This window comes from Pseudomonas frederiksbergensis (assembly GCF_035751725.1).
GTDB lineage: Bacteria > Pseudomonadota > Gammaproteobacteria > Pseudomonadales > Pseudomonadaceae > Aquipseudomonas > Aquipseudomonas frederiksbergensis_A.
Map to the genome: position 1 here is coordinate 4,168,029 of NZ_CP142104.1, position 20,918 is coordinate 4,188,946.

The 20,918-nt window shown below is 60.5% G+C and carries 14 protein-coding genes and 1 pseudogene; 7 read left to right on the forward strand and 8 right to left on the reverse strand.

Annotation, left to right across the window (positions count from 1 at the left end; genetic code table 11):
• Positions 1 to 101 precede the first annotated feature (101 nt).
• A complete protein-coding gene (locus tag VQ575_RS18485) occupies positions 102 to 3,317 on the forward strand; it encodes a hypothetical protein (RefSeq protein ID WP_325918187.1) in 3,216 nt (1,071 codons plus the stop codon).
• Positions 3,308 to 4,696, forward strand: a complete 1,389-nt coding sequence (locus VQ575_RS18490) for a deaminase domain-containing protein (RefSeq protein WP_325918188.1) — start codon at positions 3,308 to 3,310, stop codon at positions 4,694 to 4,696. Before VQ575_RS18485 ends, VQ575_RS18490 begins: the two co-directional genes overlap by 10 nt.
• Here VQ575_RS18490 and VQ575_RS18495 read toward each other — a convergent pair.
• From VQ575_RS18495 to VQ575_RS18515, 5 genes are all read right to left on the reverse strand, one after another.
• Positions 4,682 to 6,568 (reverse strand): ABC transporter ATP-binding protein, encoded by a 1,887-nt coding sequence (locus VQ575_RS18495; RefSeq protein ID WP_325918189.1) that lies wholly within the window; start codon positions 6,566 to 6,568, stop codon positions 4,682 to 4,684. The genes VQ575_RS18490 and VQ575_RS18495 overlap by 15 nt on opposite strands.
• A complete protein-coding gene (locus tag VQ575_RS18500) occupies positions 6,498 to 7,100 on the reverse strand; it encodes a DsbA family protein (protein ID WP_196304759.1) in 603 nt (200 codons plus the stop codon). The genes VQ575_RS18495 and VQ575_RS18500 overlap by 71 nt, the downstream gene beginning before the upstream one ends.
• A gap of 36 nt (positions 7,101 to 7,136) precedes the next feature.
• The gene (trhO, locus tag VQ575_RS18505) at positions 7,137 to 8,078 is read right to left on the reverse strand and encodes an oxygen-dependent tRNA uridine(34) hydroxylase TrhO (protein WP_039588836.1); all 942 of its coding nucleotides are present in this window, start codon (positions 8,076 to 8,078) and stop codon (positions 7,137 to 7,139) included.
• A gap of 171 nt (positions 8,079 to 8,249) precedes the next feature.
• On the reverse strand, positions 8,250 to 8,549 hold the full coding sequence (locus VQ575_RS18510) for a BolA family protein (RefSeq protein ID WP_039588835.1): 300 nt from the start codon (positions 8,547 to 8,549) through the stop codon (positions 8,250 to 8,252).
• 12 nt (positions 8,550 to 8,561) lie between these two features.
• The gene (locus VQ575_RS18515; RefSeq protein ID WP_039588834.1) at positions 8,562 to 9,083 is read right to left on the reverse strand and encodes a DUF2059 domain-containing protein; all 522 of its coding nucleotides are present in this window, start codon (positions 9,081 to 9,083) and stop codon (positions 8,562 to 8,564) included.
• 202 nt (positions 9,084 to 9,285) lie between these two features.
• Between VQ575_RS18515 and VQ575_RS18520 the strand changes: the two genes are divergently transcribed.
• Positions 9,286 to 10,680 carry a class II fumarate hydratase gene (locus VQ575_RS18520; protein WP_039588833.1) on the forward strand — a complete coding sequence of 465 codons (1,395 nt, stop codon included), beginning with the start codon at positions 9,286 to 9,288 and terminating at the stop codon, positions 10,678 to 10,680.
• A gap of 132 nt (positions 10,681 to 10,812) precedes the next feature.
• On the opposite strand, the gene VQ575_RS18525 is transcribed toward VQ575_RS18520, so the two are convergent.
• Positions 10,813 to 11,775 carry a DMT family transporter gene (locus VQ575_RS18525; protein WP_039588831.1) on the reverse strand — a complete coding sequence of 321 codons (963 nt, stop codon included), beginning with the start codon at positions 11,773 to 11,775 and terminating at the stop codon, positions 10,813 to 10,815.
• A gap of 190 nt (positions 11,776 to 11,965) precedes the next feature.
• On the opposite strand from VQ575_RS18525, the pseudogene VQ575_RS18530 reads away from it, so the two are divergent.
• Positions 11,966 to 12,160 (forward strand): annotated as a pseudogene (locus VQ575_RS18530) (DUF6316 family protein); the annotation flags it as partial.
• 133 nt (positions 12,161 to 12,293) lie between these two features.
• On the opposite strand, the gene VQ575_RS18535 reads toward VQ575_RS18530, so the two are convergent.
• Positions 12,294 to 13,478 carry a thiolase family protein gene (locus VQ575_RS18535; RefSeq protein ID WP_039588830.1) on the reverse strand — a complete coding sequence of 395 codons (1,185 nt, stop codon included), beginning with the start codon at positions 13,476 to 13,478 and terminating at the stop codon, positions 12,294 to 12,296.
• A gap of 104 nt (positions 13,479 to 13,582) precedes the next feature.
• Entirely contained in the window at positions 13,583 to 15,094 is a 1,512-nt protein-coding gene (gene pap, locus VQ575_RS18540) for a polyphosphate:AMP phosphotransferase (RefSeq protein ID WP_325918190.1), read from the reverse strand.
• 150 nt (positions 15,095 to 15,244) lie between these two features.
• On the opposite strand from pap, the gene mnmC reads away from it, so the two are divergent.
• From mnmC to ngg, 3 genes are all read left to right on the forward strand, one after another.
• Positions 15,245 to 17,227, forward strand: a complete 1,983-nt coding sequence (mnmC, locus tag VQ575_RS18545) for a bifunctional tRNA (5-methylaminomethyl-2-thiouridine)(34)-methyltransferase MnmD/FAD-dependent 5-carboxymethylaminomethyl-2-thiouridine(34) oxidoreductase MnmC (RefSeq protein ID WP_325918192.1) — start codon at positions 15,245 to 15,247, stop codon at positions 17,225 to 17,227.
• A 139-nt stretch (positions 17,228 to 17,366) separates the two neighbouring features.
• Complete coding sequence (locus VQ575_RS18550) at positions 17,367 to 19,139, forward strand: N-acetylglutaminylglutamine amidotransferase (RefSeq protein WP_325918195.1); 1,773 nt, start codon at positions 17,367 to 17,369, stop codon at positions 19,137 to 19,139.
• Positions 19,140 to 19,142: 3 nt separating this feature from the next.
• Positions 19,143 to 20,888: an N-acetylglutaminylglutamine synthetase gene (gene ngg, locus VQ575_RS18555; protein ID WP_045155404.1), complete on the forward strand. Its 1,746-nt coding sequence runs from the start codon at positions 19,143 to 19,145 to the stop codon at positions 20,886 to 20,888.
• Positions 20,889 to 20,918 lie beyond the last annotated feature (30 nt).

Consider the following 20,918-nt stretch of genomic DNA (forward strand, 5'->3'; position numbering starts at 1 on the left):
TGTACCACGACGATCGTTTTCGGAGTGCTTTGATACTCCCCCCTGACAGTGCGAACTATCACGCCTGCCGGGGCCCGTATTAACCACCGAGAATCCTGGATATGTCATCACTACTCACCACCGACCCGCCCACGGCCCCATCACTGAGCCCAGCCCCGTCTCCTGCCGAAAAACATAACGGGTTACTGGGCGACTACGATGCGTTGCTCTCGCTGATCCGAAACGCCCCCCCCGAGAAGCTTGCCGATACATTGATTAAACCAAAGCGTTGTTCCCCCATGTACTTGGAGGACGAGACCGGACAGCGCTCGCTGCAGGCATTGGCCCAAAATGCGGGCTACCGGGCATTGTGCAAAACAGTGGGAGCCTCACCGTACGGTCTGACCGTCACATTGAAAGACGGAAAAAATATTTATGAAACACGCGCAAGGGACAGTGAAGTAAGCACTCCAATTCCACTTGGCAAAAATCCTGTATGGAACGGCTGGCTTTCCAATATTGAAAAAGCCGCTCGAAAACTTGGGGGACAGATTCGCCAGAATGGAGAGGTTACGTTCGCGAGAATGGCCTGGTTTTACGGAATCGCGCTCCCCGATCCACTGGATGGAAAACAATGCGAAGCCGCGATCCAGACGCTCGAAGAAAAGCGCGCTCGTCACTCCTTGGGCCAGGGAGACGCAATCCGCCTCGACGAACTGGGTCACGGCGCCGACGCTGGGAACAGGTCCGTCGACGATTTGATTATGGAAACGATGCGTGAACGCCTGCCGCAACTTCGCACATCGTTACTGACCTATCTCAGTCCGGTTGACATCGCCAGACTGACGATCCAAGACCTGCGAGCAAAACCAACGTTCTATCTCGAAAAAATCCTGCTGTCGGAAGAGGCTGACGCGTTGACGGAGGCTCTGTTACGAGCCTTGAAATGGTACGGCGGTAATCAGGGGGAAGACAGTGCCCCAAGCGCACGAATCGCATTGTTGGTCAAAGCCATCACTCTTTGGTTGTCGGCTGGGAGAGATGAGCAGGGAGGCGCTATTGCTGGTTATCACTGGCAGGCGCCCTCCAACTGGGGCAAGAGCTACGAAGCGATATGGCTGGCGTTCGAGTCACACCTACTTGCCTCGAAACGCGCTAGCTCGGTGAATGAATCCATCCTGCTGGCCTGCTTGTATCGCCCATCGTTTCCCCTGGACTTCCAGATCCCCGACATTCCCTCGGAACTGCCCTACCGTAGCTCAACGGTGTGGGTCAACTTTGTCCATGGCGTCCAGCTTGCCAACGCTATTGACCCAACACTGTTGCAGCGATCGAGTTTTCAACGATTGGTGGACCTGCCTGGCGTGTACATCGGTGAAGGTAACGCCGAAGACTTCAAACTTGTCTCGTTCACAAGATTGAAACCCGCTTTGGCATGGGCAGTCACCAATGGCTTGGTTACTGAACGTACCGACGCCGACTATTCGCTACAGGACATCGAAAAGGCGTTGCAAACACTCGATCAGACAATCGGCCAGTTCAATAGCGCTGCCGCAGATCTCAGCAAGGCGCCGCCCGACAGACTGACGCGCGCGACGGATGAACTGAAAAAACTGTTCGGACACAGCCTTTTTTTGACGGGAGCATGGAAACTTAAAAAAGAATCCAATGCTTTTCTGACCTCGACTAAATGGGAGGCGGCTCCGGCAGATAACGCTTTTTCGCTTGTGGATGTTTATGCATCCGGCTGGTTGCATAAAACAAAATGGTACGTCACCGACCCATTCGCCCTTTCGGTTTGGTTCGCACTTTCCAAGGACGGCATATTAGCCACTAACTACATAGGACCCAGACTTGCTCGACACAAAGGAAAGAAACTGCCGAACATTGAAAATACGTTCAACAACGACTTCAACGCTCACATCAAAGGCATCAGCAGCGCGTATCGGACATTAATCATCCAGCTACTCGCATCGCTTCCGCTGGCCGATCGGCAAGCATTGGAATACGGCACTACCCAGCTATACAGCCTGAGACAACCCACCAACGGCATAGAAGCCGCGAACGAAACCGAGAAAAACACCCTGCCTTTTCGAGCCCGTGGCGGCTTTATCCTACAAACAACATGGAAGGATGTAGTAAGCCATTACGAAGTTCTGCCGCGGGCTGGATTCATTCACCGTCGAACGGATATCAAACCGGAGCATTTCGGTGGAGAAAAAAAGACCGAAACGTTCAGGGCCCGATCCGGATCAGGTGTGAAGGTCACCGTTCTTCGTAACAAGCACCTCCCCTTTGACTGGAATGCCCATGCCAAAGGAACAGTCCCACGGCCGAATGTGCAATGCGACGCCATTCTGGATCAAATTGGCGACACTCTGCATGGATCACCAAGCAATGACGTCGACCAGCTCTTTCCACGAAGCTTGCAGTCACAGCCCATCCAAACGATTGCCAATCAGATATCCGACAAGCTTCTGTATATTGACGAAGCAGGGTTACGCCGCGCCTGTTATGGGGAAACCGAGTTTGATCGCAGGGCAGCTGAATCGGACAGAGTCGATAATATTTTCAAAAGCTTCGTCCCCTTCTGGAGCAGCATTGAAGACTTGAACTCAGGTGATCGAGATCGACTGGTCGCAGGTGCGTTCGGGTTATTCACCGATCTCACTGCCTTCATACTTCCCCTTGGGAAATTCGCGTCCGGCTCCCTGAAAATCGCCAGAAAGGCAGACGGCCTTACGTTCACCCAGAAACTCCCTTTGTTTTTACAAGATGCAGCCCTCTTCCTAAACTCAACCTTGAACCCAATTGAAGGTATTCCCTCGCTGTTGAAGTCCGCTGGCCTGAGTCTGTTCAGACTCGGCAAAAAAGGTTATCTCAACCTCAAGTCATTAAGCGGCAGGGCAGGCCAATACGACCTTCTGCAAGGCTTGCCTCAAAGCACCGACCCAGGCCGATGGCGCCCCTTATCGAGGGAAGACCAACTGGCCACAATCTATGGCATCGAAGATGTCCCGGTGCGCAATATCGCCAACCAAGGTAAACCTGATTTTCGCCTGGTCGACCCCATGTCCACCAAACCTTACGGACCCGCGTTGACAGCTGAACGCTCCGGGTTGTCATTTGGGCCGTCCCGATACGATCTCTTGGGCAGAACCGATACCGATAGCTTTTTCATGGTCCCTGACAATACCCGCGTGAGGGAGGTCTTGGAGGTCGACGGCAGCCGCACCTTTTATCTGGATGATGTTCCTTATCGATTGGAGGACGGCGCCCTGCGCAAGCTGGACACCTTGGATGCCACTAAAAATTTCAGGAAATTGCCATGCCGCTAGATCCAACTTGCAACCTTCACTCTATGAAGGGGGAAACTGCCGAACGCCCTCCCCTTGGGACGCTCAAGAAAGAAAAAAGCTGGGCGCACTGGTTCAGCGATGTTTTAGTCGAACCCGTAAGCATCAGAGGGAGAAAGATATACACCTACCAGGGAAAGATATATGAAATCAAAAATGACAAACAGCTAACTTATAAAGGCAAACCAGAATGGATCGGCCTGACTACCAAGGTGCCCATACCTAAGCCAATCGTAGACGTGACGATAGAATTCCAGACGGGTATCTATGCGGGCATCAGGGTCAACGGCTCCGCAGAGAACATCAACGACGTCCATCGAATCGGGGCGATCATAGTTCCCGATCGCTATGAGGAATTCAACTACGTCTTCACTCAACTAAATGACAATTACTACGCATTAAAAAATCTTGCCGCGAATGACAGCAAAACGTTGAGACTGCGAAAACTGGAGCCCAGTGAACTGGCGCAAGGGTATGGAGAGGAACTGAAGCGAATCTATGAGGGGTCTATCAACGCCAACAACACTGTACGATTCCATGGAGAAGACAAGGTTAACCAGGCGCTTGAAAATCTCAAAAAAATTTCGATACCTATCGGCACCCCCGCTGACCCACCGGCGAATATGAGCTGGACTAAAGTCGACACATCACCTGCCGAAGCAGTGATGTTCGACCGAAGAACCAGACTGCTCGTCTGTGAGTTGCCTGACGGAGCGGCTCTATGGAAGCCCACCCATTTTGCTCCCCAAGAAATCCAGAACAAAACGGCATCCATCTTCGGTGCTCTTTTCGGGACAGAAAGGCTCTCCATAGAGAACGCCATGCAAGCGCTTAAAAAAATCCGCTCGGCATCTTATAAAAATATCGCATTTACCGAGGTCACACTCGCCTCAGGAAAAGTTGAAATCTATATCAGCGTTTCCGGCATCTACGATTACACCCGGCATCTCCCCGTGTTCCGCGGCGGGAATCAAGTGGACATTCGTGGCGTCACCTACTACAACCTGGACGCGCTTAAAGACGGCACCGATGCCACCTCTCTTCTTTTGGGCAATGAAGGTAAATCGCTGCTAGCGATACCGCACGCCACCGCGAGCGGCCCGAACGCAACGAGCCTGATTACTTCTGGCGACAGCGAGAGCAAGTTGATCAGCTACATCAGTCAGAAATATCCGAATGATGGAGATATTCGGTCGATCACCATTGCCACGACGCTGCCCCCATGCGATTCCTGCGCCATTGTCATGAAGGAGTTTGGTCATTCGCGTGGAGCCGATGCGCTGAACGTTACTTGGGGTGAACGTAAACGTTTAAAACCACCTGAACCCATCCTTGGCTCGGATTCGTCAATGTTGCTGTAGGTGGCCATAGAGCCTGGCGTACAAACCACCATCGGCAATAAGTTGTTGGTGATCGCCATCCTCGGCAATTTGCCCGCCGTCGAATACCAACACCCGATCAGCCTGTTTCACAGCTGAAAGCCGATGGGCGATGATCAACGTGGTGCGGTTATCGAGAAAACGAGCCAAGGCCAGGTGCAAATTGTATTCGGTGGCCGCATCCAGGGCCGAGGTGGCTTCATCGAGGATCACCACCTTGGGTTCGGCCAACACCATCCTGGCGATCGCCAGACGCTGACGCTGCCCACCCGATAAACGCACACCGGAACGCCCGACGACGCTGTCCAGACCGTTGGGCAACTCCCGGATCGTGCTGTGCAGTTGGGCGATTTCCAGGGCCCGCCAACAGGCCTCGTCACTGCGTTCGCGGCCCATGGTCAAGTTGGCTCGCACCGTATCGTTGAACAGCGCCGGATGCTGGAGCACCACGGCGACGTTCTCGCGAATGGTGTCCAGGCCGATTTCCTGCTGTGTGGCGCCCCCAAACCGAATGCTGCCGGACTGGGGGGTGTAGAGCCCCAACAACAACTGGACCAAGGTGCTCTTGCCGCCGCCGCTGGCACCCACGATAGCGACCTTCTCCCCCGGCGAGATGGACAAGTTCATCTGATCGAGGACCCGCTCCTCGCCATAGCCGAAACTGAGCCCCTGGATGTCGATGCCCACCGTATCGCGGCCCTTGAACGGATTGACGGCGCCGTCGTATTGAGGCTCATCAGCGCGGGCCAACAGTTCGTTGATGCGATTCAAGGCGCCTGACGCTGCGTAAAACGCGTATTGCAGGTTCAGCAATTGCTCGACCGGCCCGATCATGAACCACAAGTAGCTGAACACCGCGAGCATCTGGCCGACAGACAGGCCGGAGAACAACACCGTGAGCATGGCCGCGGCGCGAAAAATATCGATGCCGAACTGGAACAGCAAGCCACTGGCACGGTTCGAGGCGTCGGTTTTCCATTGCGAATTCACCGCGTAGTCACGCACTTCCCGCGCGCGTATCCCCAACCGTCCGATGAAAAAGCCCTGGCGGTTACTGGCCCGCACTTCCTGGATGGCATCCAGGGTTTCGGTCAGGGCCTGGGTGAAACGCGAGGTACTGTCGTTCTCCAGTTTCTTGAGGTGCTTGACCCGCTTGCCCAATTGCACCGTGGCGTAGATCACCAAGGGGTTGAACAAGAGGATCAGCAATGCCAGTTTCCAGTGCATCCACATCAGGATGCCGGCAGTGCCCACTAGCGTCAGCATGGCCACCAGGAACCGGCTGAGGGTTTCGCCGACGAACTTGTCGAGGGTGTCCAGGTCGGTGACCAGGTGCGTGGTCACGGTGCCGCTGCCCAGGCTTTCGTACTCCCCCAGGGAAATACGCTTGAGGCGTTCGATCAACCGGATACGGATGCGGTAGACGATGTCCTTGGCGAGGCTGGCGAACAATCTGGCCTGCAGGACGTTGAACAACAACGCGCAGCAACGCAGCCCCAGCGTCACCAACAGCATCAACCCGATGTAGCCGGCAGCGCTTTGCCAACCCGTCGGCAGCGCGTGGTTCATGATCTTCAGTGCCGCGTCACCGTGGCCCAGGAGCACTTCATCCACCAGCAATGGCAGGAGCAGCGGGATGGGCACGCTGCACAAAGTAGCCAGCACGGCTACACCGTTGGCAATCCAGAGGGCTTTTTTATGCTTGAGGGCCAGTCGACGAATTTCTGCCCAGCTCAACCGATCGATATGGGATGGGGCCGACGCGCTGACACTGGGCAGGTCATCAGGCACAGGTGGCCCGCTCCAGCCAGCGCCCCAGCAGTGGCGACAACTGGTCCAGGGGCTGGTAGCCATTGGTCAGCAGGGCCAATTGCCCGTCACGTTCGGCCAGCAGCGTTGGGAAACCCGCGATGCCAAGGTCTTGCACCCAGGTGAAATCCGCAGCGGTGGCCGCGTGCTGGTCGGCACGATCGAATGCTGCGGCGAACTCGATACGTGGCAACCCGGCCTGTTCGGCCAACTCCACAAGAACGCTGGCGCGGGTCACGTCGCGACCTTCTACATAGAAAGCCTGCTGGATCAGCTTCACCAGTTTCCAGGCCAAATCCGGCGCCAGACCGCGAGCGGTCACCAATGCCCGGCAAGCGGGCTCGGTGTCATAGACGAAACCATCGGGTAGCGCGCCCTCGAGCTTGAACGGCTGGCCGGTGGCCTGGGTGACCGCCTGCCAGTGTTCGAGAATATAGCGCCGAGTCGTCGGTTCCAGGGCCGAGCCGCTGCCGGTGCGCAAGCCGCCCACCACCAGGTGCAGTTCCACACCAGCGGCCTGCGCCTGCTCGGCCAAAGCCTCGGCCACTGGTGCGAAGCCCCAGCACCAGGAACACATCGGGTCCATCACATACAACAGGCGCGACGCCATGGCTCAAGCCTCGGAAGATGATTGCTTGTAGTTGTAGCCGATCGGGTGAGGCAGGTTGCGAGCCTTGGCCAATTCGATCTGCTTTTGCCGGTCGATGGCGCTGCGACGGGTCTTCTCGCTCAGCTTGTCCCAGCAATGCGGGCAGCTGATGCCGGGCACGTAGTGCTCGGAGGCGCGATCTTCCACGCTCACCGGCGTACGGCACGCGTGGCATTGATCGTAATCGCCTTCGCTGAGGTCGTGGCGCACGGTCACGCGGTTATCGAATACAAAACAGTCGCCGCGCCATTTGGTTTCTTCCTGGGGTACCTCTTCGAGGTACTTCAGGATGCCACCCTTGAGGTGATAGACCTCGTCGAACCCCTGGCCGAGCATATAGCTCGAAGCTTTTTCACAACGAATGCCACCGGTGCAGAACATCGCGACTTTCTTGTGCCGGGCTGGGTCGAAGTGGGCTTTGATGTACTCGGGGAATTCACGGAAGCTGGTGGTCTTGGGGTCAATGGCGCCTTCGAAGGTGCCAATTGCCACTTCGTAATCGTTGCGCGTGTCGATCAGCAACACTTCGGGATCGCTGATCAGGGCGTTCCAGTCTTGCGGCTCGACATAGGTGCCAACCTGCTTGTTCGGGTCCACGCCGTCCACGCCGAGGGTGACGATTTCTTTCTTGAGCTTGACCTTGGTGCGGTAGAACGGCTGCTCGTCGCAGTACGATTCCTTGTGGTCGATATCGTCCATGCGCGGATCGTTCTTGAGCCAGGCCATCAACCCATCGATCCCCTCGCGGGTGCCGGAAACCGTGCCGTTGATGCCTTCTTCGGCGATCAGCAGCGTGCCTTTGATGCCGTTGTCGAGCATGGCCTTGAGCAGGGGCTCGCGCAGCTCGACGTAATCTTCCAGGGTGACGAACTTGTACAGTGCCGCCACGACAATGGGTGGTGTCATGGGTATTTCTCCAGGTGGCTACCCTCGTAAAGGGTGAACCGGATGCGAAAAAAACGCGCCGGGTAAGCGGCGCGTTGCGGATTCTAACAAAAATGTCGTGGCTTAAGGAGCGAAGTACCTCGTGGCGAGGGAGCTTGCTCCCGCGCCACGAAGGCTCTGTTGCCACGATTCCTAGTGCTTGCTGCCACCGGCACAGGTCGGCGAAGCCGGGGCCGCGTCGATCTGGGCCCATTCTTCCGGCGTGTAGGTGTGCAGCGCCAGTGCATGGAATTCGCCCATCAACTCGCCCAGCGTGCCGTAGACCTTCTGGTGTCGCTTGACCCGATTGAGCCCCTCGAACTGCCGGCTGACCACCACCGCCTTGAAATGGGTCTGCAACCCACGGCTGTGCATGTGGCTTTCGTCCAGCACTTGCAGGTACTCGGGCTGCAAAAGCCCGAGGGTCGATTCAATGCGTTGCTGCATGCTCATGCCAGGCTCCGCTTATGGCTTTTTCTTGGCCGGGGCGGCGGCTTTTGGCTCGAGCTCGGCGGTCATGTCCGCCAGCAGCTTGTTGACCACCGGCACGGCGCTTTCCAGCTTGGCCTGGGTCAGTTGCGCCGATTGCTGGGTCAGCTGCGGCATTTTTTCCAGGACTTTCTTGCCCAAAGGAGACTGATAGAAGGACACCAGGTCCTTGAGCTCCGATTCGCTGAAGTTGCTGGTGTAGAGCTTGACCATGTCCGGCTTGAGCTTGTTCCAGCCGATGGCTTGGTCCAGGGCGGCATTGGCCTTGGCCTGGTAGGTTTCCAGGGTTGCCTTTTTCGACTCGGGAGCCTTGGTCTGCTCGAAGCGCTGGGCAAACATCTGCTGTACTTGCATGTAGACCGGGGTACCCAGCTTGTCGGCATGCGCCAGGGTCAGGAACGCTTCGGCACTGGCGTTGTGGCTGGCGGTATCAGCGAAGACAGGGCCGCTGGCACACACCAGAGCAACCGCGGTACAGATGGCACGAAGACGGGTCATCGAGTTTCCTTTTCTAACAGGCGAGGTAAAACCCCAAGGGCGACCATTCTGCGCCTAAAAAACGCCGGGGCTCAACCCCGACCCTTGGCGGGTCCGATTGACGGACCGAACCGCACGCTCCTAGATTGACGCGTGATTGAGGGAACCGCCAACGCCCGCCAGGGCCTAAACTGCGCATTCAGACCTACAGGAGTTTGACCCGATGAGCCGTATTGAAACCGACAGCCTTGGCCAGGTTGAAGTCCCGGATGAAGCCTACTGGGGCGCCCAGACACAGCGTTCCATGATCAACTTTGCCATTGGCAACGAACGCATGCCGCTGTCGGTGCTGCACGCCTTGGCGCTGGTCAAGAAAGCCGCCGCGCGGGTCAACGACCGCAACGGCGACCTGCCCGCCGACATCGCCCGCCTGATCGAACAGGCCGCCGACGAGGTGCTGGCCGGCCAGCATGACGACCAGTTTCCCCTCGTGGTCTGGCAGACAGGCAGCGGGACCCAGAGCAACATGAACGTCAACGAGGTGATCGCCGGGCGCGCCAATGAACTGGCAGGCAATCCTCGCGGCGGCAAGAGCCCGGTGCACCCCAACGACCACGTCAATCGCTCCCAGAGCTCCAACGACTGCTTCCCCACCGCGATGCACATCGCGGCCGCCCAGGCCGTCTACCAGCAACTGCTACCGGCCATCAGCGAATTGTCCGGCGGTCTCGCGGAACTGGCGGCGCGCCACATGAAACTGGTCAAGACCGGCCGCACCCACATGATGGACGCCACGCCGATCACGTTCGGCCAGGAACTGTCCGCCTTCATTGCCCAACTCGACTACGCCGAACGGGCGATCCGCGCCGCGATGCCGGCCGTCTGCGAACTGGCCCAGGGCGGCACGGCGGTGGGCACCGGGCTCAATTCGCCCCATGGGTTTGGCGAAGCGATTGCCGCTGAGTTGGCGGCGCTGTCCGGCTTGCCCTTCGTCACCGCGCCGAACAAATTCGCCGCCCTGGCCGGTCATGAGCCGCTGACCACGCTGTCCGGCGCATTGAAAACCCTGGCCGTGACCCTGATGAAAATCGCCAACGACCTGCGCTTGCTGGGCTCCGGCCCTCGCGCCGGTTTTGCCGAAGTGAAACTGCCGGCCAACGAACCGGGCAGCTCCATCATGCCGGGCAAGGTCAACCCGACCCAGTGCGAAGCCTTGTCCATGCTGGCCTGCCAAGTGCTGGGCAACGATGTGGCCATCGGTTTTGCCGCCAGCCAGGGTCATTTGCAGTTGAACGTGTTCAAGCCAGTGATCATTCACAACTTGCTCCAGTCGATCCGCTTGCTGGCCGATGGTTGCAGCAACTTCCAGCAGCACTGCATCGCCGGCCTCGAACCGGATGCCGAGCAGATGGCGGCGCATCTGGAACGCGGCTTGATGCTGGTAACGGCGCTGAACCCGCACATCGGCTACGACAAATCGGCGGAAATCGCCAAGAAGGCCTACAACGAAGGGCTGACCTTGCGGGAGGCCGCGTTGCAGTTGGGGTACTTGACCGACGACGAGTTCGAGGCCTGGGTCCGGCCGGAAAATATGCTGGAGGCGGGTGGGCAGGGCTGAGTTACATCCGGGACAGGCCTGCCGCCTTCGCGAGCCAGCCCGCTCCCACGGTGGATCAGTGTTGATCGCACTGTCGCATCCACCGAAAGATCCTGCGGGACCGGGCGGGCTCGCGAAGAATGATGATGCGGTCTAGCGACTGACAGCCAAACGCTCGCGCCGGGCCCGGAGCCCGGCGATGAGCGACGGCCCCAACGCCACCAGGGCCGATCCCAGTACCACCAGCACAGCCCCGCCATACCCCAGCAGGTTGATCTGCTCGGCATGGACGTACTCAGGCCACCACCAGGCGGCCATCGCCACGGCGGCGAACGTCACCAGTGGCGTGATCGCCAGGGTTGCGCTGACGCGCGAGGCTTCCCAATGCGCCAGCGCTTCGGCAAACGCGCCATAGGCGATCAGGGTATTGAGGCAACAAGCGAGCAACAGCCAGCCTTGTAATGGTGTCAGTTGCAGCGCCTCCAGCGGATGAACCCAAGGCGTCAGCAACAGTGCGCAGAACAGGTAGATCACCATCATCACCTGCAACGAATTCCACACCGTCAGCAATTGCTTCTGGCCCAGGGCGTAGAACGTCCAGACGGTCGAGGCCATCAGCACCAGCAAGACCCCGGCGGTGTAGTCGCTCAGGGAAGTCAGCAGCTCGGTGAGACGCTGGTTGAAAAACAGCGCAAAACCGATCAGCAGCACCAGCAGGCCAATGCCCTGCCCCACGCTGAAGCGCTCCTTGAATACAAACAGACTGGCCACCAGTAGCATGATCGGTCCCATCTGCACCACCAGTTGCGCGGTGCCGGGACTCAAGCGGTTCAGGCCCATCAGGTACAGGACGTAGTTGCCCACCAGCCCCAACACCGCCATCGCCACCAACCAGCCGCCACGCGGGCCGAGCACCTTGCGGCTGGGCAAGCGCCTGGTGGCCGCCAGATAGACGAAGAGCAGACCGCCGGACACTGTCAGTCGAAACCAGGTCACCGTCACCGGATCCATTACTTGCAGCACTTGCTTGAGCTTGATCGGCAGGATTCCCCACAACAGGGCGGTCAGCAAGGCGAGGAACAGGCCATAGACCCAGCGACCGGACGAAATGTGCATGCAACCCTCGAAGCCAAGACATGAACGCCCATTCTAGGCCCGGATCGATCGGCGCATACAGGCACAGTTGGGCATTCGGCGTTGACGCAATTGTATGGGTCGCAGCCGTCGATCGGTTGGACAGGCGCAAATCACCGACACCACATATGCTCAGTTGAAACGACCATGCTGCCCCCTATGGAGACCCGAAATGCCAGGAACGCGCGCCCACGATACAGACGCCCCCAAGACGATTTTCCGCAGTGACCGGATCTGTCGGGTAAATGGCGAGTTTTATTTCAATACGCGCGAAGGCACCCAGGAAGGCCCATTCGTCTCTCGCGAGGCGGCGGAGCAGGAGATTGCGGCGTACATCCAGCGGATGCAGCAGTTGCCCAAGGTGGCTGAACCATTCGCAGCCCCCGTGGCGAGGGAGCTTGCTCCCGCTGGGCCGCATGGCGGCCCCCTTACGGTTCATCCCCAGTAGAAAGCGGCGACTGCCTCGCAGCCGAGCGGGAGCACAAGCCCAGGGGCGGCGCCTATCGCACCGCCTCGAACAACCCTGTTGCCCCCATCCCGCCGCCCACGCACATGGTCACGATGCCATAGCGCAGGTTGCGCCGTTGCAGTTCACGCACCAGATGCCCCACTTGCCGCGAGCCGGTCATGCCGAACGGGTGGCCGATGGAAATCGAGCCGCCGTTCACATTGTATTTCTCGTTGTCGATTTCCAGCCGGTTGCGACTGTAGAGGCACTGGGAGGCAAACGCCTCGTTGAGCTCCCACAGGTCGATGTCGCCGATTTGCAAACCCTTGGCCTTGAGCAACCGGGGCACCGAGAACACCGGGCCGATGCCCATCTCATCCGGCTCGCATCCGGCGACGGTAAAGCCGCGGAAAAACGCCTTGGGCTTGAGCCCCAGGGCCAGGGCTTTTTCCAGGCTCATCACCAGCGTCATCGAAGCACCGTCGGATAACTGCGAGGAGTTGCCCGCCGTCACCGAACCGTCCTCGGCAAACACCGGCTTCAACCCGGCCAGGCTTTCGTAGGTGGTATCGGGGCGGTTGCAATCATCGCGGTCGACTACGCCGTCCAGAATCTGCACGGCACCGGTGTTCTTGTCCTCGACCCGGTACTTGACCGTCATCGGCACGATTTCGTCATCGAACAGCCCCTCGGCCTGGGCCCGGGCCGTGCGCTGCTGGCTCTGCAAGGCGTAGCGGTCCTGTTCCTCGCGACTGACCTGATAACGGCGCGCGACGATCTCGGCGGTCTGCCCCATCGGGAAGTAGATGCCGGGCACTTGCTCCTTGAGGAGTGGGTTGATCAGGTTGTCGGTGTTGACGCTCTTCATCGTCAGGCTGATGGACTCGACGCCGCCGGCGACGATGATCTCGCTGCAACCCGAGGCGATCTGGTTGGCGGCAATCGCAATGGCTTGCAGGCCCGAAGAGCAAAAACGGTTGAGGGTCATCCCCGCCGTGCCGATGCCCAGTTGCGAGAGCACCGCCACGTTACGCCCGATGTTGAAGCCTTGGGCGCCTTCGTTGGAACCGGCGCCAACGATGCAATCCTCGACGCTGGCCGGGTCGATGTCGTTGCGCGCCAGCAACGCGTTGACGCAATGCGCCGCCATGTCGTCCGGACGGGTCATGTTGAACTTGCCGCGAAAGGACTTGGCCAATCCGGTCCGTACGCTGTCGACGATCACCACTTCACGCATGGCGGCACCTCATTGTTGTTATCGGTTGGGAATGGAATCGAGGATAAATCCACCCCATGACCGAACGCGACAATCATTCACCCCGCGTATGCGTGCCCATCGGGCTAGTTCTTTTTCCGCGTTTGCTTGGCGGAGCGCTCGAACGCGGCCTCCAGCGCGTCATTGAGCGTGCGCAACACCTTGACCCGGGCCCAGCGCTTGTCATTGGCCTCCACCAGGGTCCAGGGCGAGATTTCCGTGCTGGTGCGATCGACCATGTCGCAGACCGCTGAGCGATAGGCGTCCCACTTGTCCCGGTTGCGCCAGTCGTCCTCGGTGATCTTGAAGCGCTTGAAGGGGATTTCCTCCCGCTCCTGGAAGCGCTCCAATTGGGTTTGCTTGTCGATCGCCAGCCAGAACTTCACGACCACCACGCCGGCGTCGGCCAGTTGCTCCTCGAAGTCGTTGATTTCACCATAGGCCCGCAGCCAGTCGGCGCGACTGCAAAAGCCCTCGACCCGCTCCACCAGCACCCGGCCATACCAGGAGCGGTCGAACATGGTGAACTTGCCCCGCGCCGGAATGTGTCGCCAGAACCGCCACATGTAGGGGTGGGCACGTTCTTCCTCGGTGGGCGCGGCAATCGGCACGATGCTGTACTGGCGCGGATCGAGCGCCGCCGCGACCCGGCGGATCGCCCCACCCTTGCCCGCCGCATCGTTGCCTTCGAACACTGCCACCAAGGCATGTCGACGCATGCGCTTGTCGCGCAACAGGCCGGCGAAGCGGGCCTGCTCGGTGATCAGTTGTTCTTCGTAGTCAGCCTTGTCCAGGCGCAGCGTCATGTCGAGGCTGCCGATCAACGTCACCTGGTCATCCAGCGCCGGCAACGGCGCCACGTTGACCTTGGCCGCCTTGACCTTCTGCCGATCCAGGGCGTGGCGCAGGCCTTCGAGCAGGATCCGCCCGACCGCAAGGCTGCGGTAACAGACGTCCACCCCTTCGATCACATGCCACGGCGCGTAATCGCGACTGGTGCGGCGCAGCACGCGCTCGCCGTACTTGACGAACTTGTCGTAGGTCTGGGACTGCTGCCAGTCCAGCGGACTGATGCGCCAGCTGTGCAGCGGATCGTCCTTGAGGCTCTTGAGGCGGGCCTTCATCTGTTTCTTGGACAGGTGGAACCAGAACTTGAAGATCAGCGCGCCTTCGTCGCAGAGCATTTTCTCCAGGCGCTCGGCACCGTTGATCGCCTGGTCGAGCCGCGGGTCCTTGAACTGGCCATGGACTCGCCCCTGCAGCATCTGGCTGTACCAGTTACCGAAGAAAATCCCCATGCGCCCCTTGGCCGGCAACATCCGCCAATAGCGCCAGGCCGGCGGCCGCGCCAGTTCTTCGTCGGTCTGCTGGTCGAACGTGCGGACTTCGATCAGTCGCGGGTCCATCCATTCGTTGAGCAACTTCACCGTCTCGCCCTTGCCCGCGCCTTCGATGCCGTTGATCAGCACAATCACCGGGAAACGGCCCTGCTGGTGCAGCTCGAATTGCGCTTCGAGCAACGCTTCACGCAATGCCGGGACTTCGGCCTCATAGGTTTCTTTATCAACGACGTGACCGATTTCGGCGGACTCGAACATGGGCAGCTCCTTCCAGGAATGGGGCAAGACTAGCGGATTGGATGCGCGCCTGCGCAGCAGATTCCTTCCGGATGCAGGCACGTTTGCCCTGGATCAAGCAACGCGTTGCCGATCGGCTAGAATGGCGCCTTCATTTTCACCGAGCCTGTCATGACGCCCATTCAACACCATGCCCAACTCGACTGGGACGACCAGGGCCGCCCCCGCTCCCGGGCGTTCAACGATGTGTATTTCTCCGACCAGTCGGGACTGGAAGAAACCCGCTATGTGTTCTTGCAGCAGAACAACCTGGCCGAGCGTTTTGCCGCGCTGGCGGACAACGGGCGGCTGGTGATCGGCGAAACCGGGTTCGGCACCGGGTTGAATTTTCTTTGCGCCTGGCAGTTGTTCGAGCAATGCGCGCCGGCTGGCGCGCGGCTGCATTTTGTCAGCGTCGAAAAGTTTCCCCTGAGCCCTGAGGACCTGCGCCGAGCCCTGGCCTTGTGGCCGGAGCTCAAGGCCCAGGCGGACCAACTGCTTGGGCAGTACGTTGCGATTCACCAGGGTTTCCAGCGCATCACACTGGCGAGCGGCCGGGTCACCCTGACGCTGCTGATTGGCGACGCCCTGGAGCAACTGCCCCAGCTCGACGGGCAGATCGACGCCTGGTTCCTCGACGGTTTTGCCCCAGCGAAAAACCCTGAGATGTGGAGCGCCGAGCTGTTCGCCGAGCTCGCCCGACTGGCCGCGCCGGGGGCCACCCTGAGCACCTTCACCAGCACCGGCTGGGTGCGACGCCGGCTGAACGCGGCGGGCTTCAAGATGAAACGCACGCCAGGCATCGGCCATAAGTGGGAGATTCTTCGCGGTGCGTTCCTCGGTTGGCCGGAGCAGACCTCGCTACCGGCACCGATCAAACCCTGGTACGCCCGGCCTGTCGTGCCAGTCGGCGAGCGCCGGGCCCTGGTGATCGGCGGCGGCCTGGCCGGTTGTGCCAGCGCGGCCAGCCTCGCGGCCCGTGGCTGGCAGGTCACCTTGCTGGAACGTCACGCCGGCTTGGCCGAAGAAGCGTCCGGCAACCCCCAGGGCGTGCTGTACCTCAAACTGTCGGCCCACGGCACCGCATTGTCACAGATGATCCTCAGCGGTTTCGGCTACACGCGGCGCTTGCTCGAACACCTGCAACGGGGCCTTGACTGGGACGCTTGCGGCGTCTTGCAACTGGCCTTCGATGCCAAGGAAGCCGAGCGCCAGGCGCGGTTGGCCGAGGCGTTTCCAGCCGGCCTGCTGAAAATCCTCGATCGCAGCGAAGCCGAGGCGCAATCCGCCATCGGTTTGCCCAGCGGCGGCCTGTTTTATCCTGAAGGCGGCTGGGTGCATCCGCCAGCGTTGTGCCGTTGGCAAGCTTCGAGGCCGGCGATCACGTTGCAGGCACATCATGAAGTGCTGGAACTGCGCCGCGTCGACGGCCAATGGCAGGCCTGGGACGGCGAACGCTGCCTGGCCAGCGCACTGGTGGCCATTCTCGCCAGCGCGGCCGAGATCAAACGCTTCGAGCCCGCCGCCGACCTGCCCCTCAAGCGCATTCGAGGACAGATCACCCGCCTGCCGCAAACCAGCCGCAGCCAGCGCCTGGCGACGGTCGTCTGCGCCGAAGGCTACGTGGCACCGCCGCGCATGGGCGAGCACACGTTGGGGGCCAGTTTCGATTTTCACAGCGATGACCTGACCCCTACCGCCGCCGAGCATGCCGGCAACCTGCAAATGCTCGAAGACATTTCCGTGGACCTGGTGGATCGGCTGGACGCCCGAGCCTTGGATCCCGCGCAACTGGAAGGCCGCGCGGCGTTCCGCTGCACCAGCCCGGACTACCTGCCAATCGTCGGTCCCCTGGCTGATCACCCTGCCTTCATCGAAGCGTATTCGGCGCTGGCCAAGGACGCCCGCCAAGTGCCCGACACGCCCTGCCCTTGGCTCGACGGCCTGTACGTCAACAGCGGCCACGGTTCCCGAGGCCTGATCACCGCGCCGCTGTCCGGCGAATTGATCGCCGCCTGGCTGGAGAACGAACCGCTGCCGCTGCCGCGAGGCGTAGCCGAGGCGTGTCATCCGAACCGGTTCACGCTGCGGGCGGTGATTCGAGGCAAGGCCTGAACTCTACGCCCCCCCACCCGTCGGCTTATAACGCATCGATATAAAACTCACAGCCATCCCACCGGTCAGTTCCTGAGTACCCGCCCTTTCGGCGTGTATGGCTTGACCCCCTCCCCAACGGAAAAACCGGTAAGGACTTATGTGCGGATTAGCTGGAGAGTTACGTTTCGATCAACAACCTGCGGACCTTGCGGCCGTAGAGCGCATCACCCATCACCTGGCCCCTCGCGGCCCCGACGCATGGGGCTTTCATAGCCAGGGGCCGATAGCCCTCGGCCATCGGCGCTTGAAAATCATGGACCTGTCCGACGGCTCGGCGCAGCCGATGATCGACAATCAATTGGGCCTGTCCCTGGCGTTCAACGGTGCGATCTACAACTACCCGGAACTGCGGGCCGAACTCGAAGGCCTGGGCTACGCCTTTCATTCAGGTGGCGACACCGAAGTGCTGCTCAAGGGTTATCACGCCTGGGGCGAAGCGCTGCTGCCCAAGCTCAACGGCATGTTCGCCTTCGCCATCTGGGAACGCGATGCCAAGCGGCTGTTCATCGCCCGCGACCGTCTCGGCGTGAAGCCGCTATACCTGTCACGCACCGGCCAGCGCCTGCGCTTTGCCTCGGCATTGCCGGCACTGCTCAAGGGCGGCGACATCAACCCGGTGCTCGATCCGGTCGCCCTGAATCACTACCTCAATTTCCATGCGGTCGTCCCGGCGCCTCGCACCTTGCTGGCCGGCATCGAAAAGCTGCCGCCGGCCACCTGGATGCGCGTCGAGGCGGACGGTAGCACCGAGCAGAAAACCTGGTGGACGCTGCCCTACGGTCCTCGGCCCGATGAGCAGAACCTCAATCTGGAAGACTGGATCGAACGCGTGCTGGACAGCACCCGCGAAGCGGTCGCCATCCGCCAGCGCGCCGCCGTCGATGTGGGCGTGTTGCTATCGGGCGGCGTGGATTCGAGCATGCTCGTCGGCTTGCTTCGTGAGGTTGGCGTCGAAGACCTGTCCACCTTCTCCATCGGCTTCCAGGACGCCGGTGGCGAACGCGGTGACGAATTCCAGTATTCGGACTTGATCGCCAAGCACTACGGCACCCGCCACCATCAGTTGCGCATCGATGAAAAAGAGATCATCGAACAGCTGCCGGCCGCGTTCCGTGCCATGAGCGAACCGATGGTCAGCCACGACTGCATCGCCTTCTACCTGCTCTCGCGGGAAGTGGCCAAGCACTGCAAAGTGGTGCAAAGCGGCCAGGGCGCCGACGAACTGTTCGCCGGCTACCACTGGTACCCGCAAGTGGATGGCGCCAGCGATCCTTATGCGGCCTATCGCGCGGCGTTCTTCGACCGCAGCTACGAGGAATATGCCGCCACCGTGCAACCCAAGTGGATGACGGCCAACGATGCGGCCGGTGACTTCGTCAAGGCGCATTTCGCCCAGCCGGGCGCCGATGCCGCAGTGGACAAGGCCTTGCGCCTGGACAGCACGGTGATGCTGGTGGACGACCCGGTCAAGCGTGTCGACAACATGACCATGGCTTGGGGCCTGGAAGCACGCACGCCGTTCCTCGACTACCGGCTGGTGGAGCTTTCCGCCCGGGTACCGGCGAAATTCAAGCTGCCCGATGGCGGCAAGCACGTGCTCAAGGAAGCGGCCCGCCGGGTGATCCCGAGCGAGGTCATCGACCGCAAGAAAGGCTATTTCCCGGTGCCCGGCCTCAAGCATCTCGAAGGCAACACCCTGGCCTGGGTCCGTGAGCTGCTGCTGGATCCGAGCCAGGATCGCGGGCTGTTCAATCCGACCATGCTTGACCGCCTGCTGACCGACCCCAACGGCCAACTGACGCCGTTGCGCGGCTCGCGGCTGTGGCAATTGGCGGCGCTGAACCTGTGGCTCAGCGAGCAAGGAATCTGACTGATGAAACCCCATTCCACCCTTCACAACCAACGACTTCTGCGCGGCCAACCGCCGTCCTATGAACGCTTGCAGGCACGCTTGGCCGAAGACGGCAGCGAACTGGGTGCCGACCCCATCGCCGTGCATTGCGGCTGGGGTCGGCTGCTGATCGGCCATACCTTCCCGGACCCGGCGAGCCTGGCCCAGGAACTGCTCAACGAACAACCCGGCGAACGTGACATCGCCCTGTATGTCGCCGCGCCGCAACAGGTGCTGGGGTTGGAACCGGCGCATCTGTTCCTTGATCCGTCGGACACCCTGCGCCTGTGGTTCAGCGACTATCGGCAAGCCACGCGGGTGTTTCGCGGCTTCCGGATTCGCCGCGCCCAGGGCGACAGCGACTGGCAGGCCATCAACCAGCTCTACCAGGCTCGGGGCATGCTGCCCATCGACCCGGAGCGACTGACCCCGCGCCATCAAGGTGGCCCGGTCTACTGGCTGGCGGAGGACGACGACACCGGCGCGGTGATCGGCAGCGTCATGGGCCTCAATCACCAGAAAGCCTTCAACGATCCGGAAAATGGCAGCAGCCTCTGGTGCCTCGCGGTCGACCCGCAGTGTTCACGCCCCGGCGTCGGGGAAGTGCTGGTGCGCCATCTCATCGAGCATTTCATGAGCCGTGGCTTGAGCTACCTTGACCTGTCGGTGCTGCACGACAATCGGCTGGCGAAAAACCTCTACGCCAAACTCGGTTTCCGCAACCTTTCGACCTTCGCCATCAAGCGCAAGAATGGCATCAACCAACCATTGTTCCTTGGGCCTGGCCCCGAGGCGCAGTTCAACCCCTATGCACGGATCATCGTCGAGGAAGCGCACCGTCGCGGCATCGAAGTGCAGGTGGATGACGCCGAGGCCGGCCTGTTCACCCTGGTGCACGGCAGCCGCCGGATTCGCTGCCGGGAATCGCTGAGCGACCTGACCAGCGCAATCAGCATGACGCTGTGCCAGAACAAGAGCCTGACCCACAAAGTGCTGAAAAACGCAGGCTTGAACTTGCCGGCCCAACAACTGGCGGGCAATGCCGACGACAATCTGGCGTTTCTCGATGAGCATGAACGGGTGGTCGTGAAACCGCTGGACGGCGAACAAGGCCAAGGCGTGGCGGTGGACCTGCGCACGATCGAAGAAGTGCAAGCCGCCATCGAAGCGGCCCGGCGCTTCGACAGCCGAGTATTGCTGGAAAGCTTCCACGAGGGCCTGGATTTGCGCATCCTCGTGATCGGCTTTGACGTGGTGGCAGCAGCGATCCGTCGCCCGGCCGAAGTGATCGGCGATGGGCAGCACACCATCGGCGCGCTCATTGAAGCCCAAAGCCGACGACGCCAGGCCGCAACCGGCGGCGAAAGCAAAATCCCGATGGACGCCGAGACCGAGCGCACCCTGACCGCGGCTGGCTATGACTACGACAGCGTACTGCCCAAGGGCGAGCACCTGTTCGTACGGCGCACGGCGAACCTGCACACGGGTGGCGTCCTGGAGGACGTGACAGCGATCCTTCACCCAACCCTGGCCGATGCGGCGGTCCGTGCGGCACGGGCCCTGGACATTCCCATGGTCGGCCTGGACCTGCTCGTCCCGGCCGCCGATCAACCGGAATACGTGTTCATCGAAGCCAACGAACGCGCCGGGCTGGCCAATCACGAACCACAACCCACCGCCGAGCGCTTTGTGGATTTGTTGTTCCCCCATAGCCAGGCGGTGGTCTGAGATATCCATGGCGAGGGAGCTTGCTCCCGC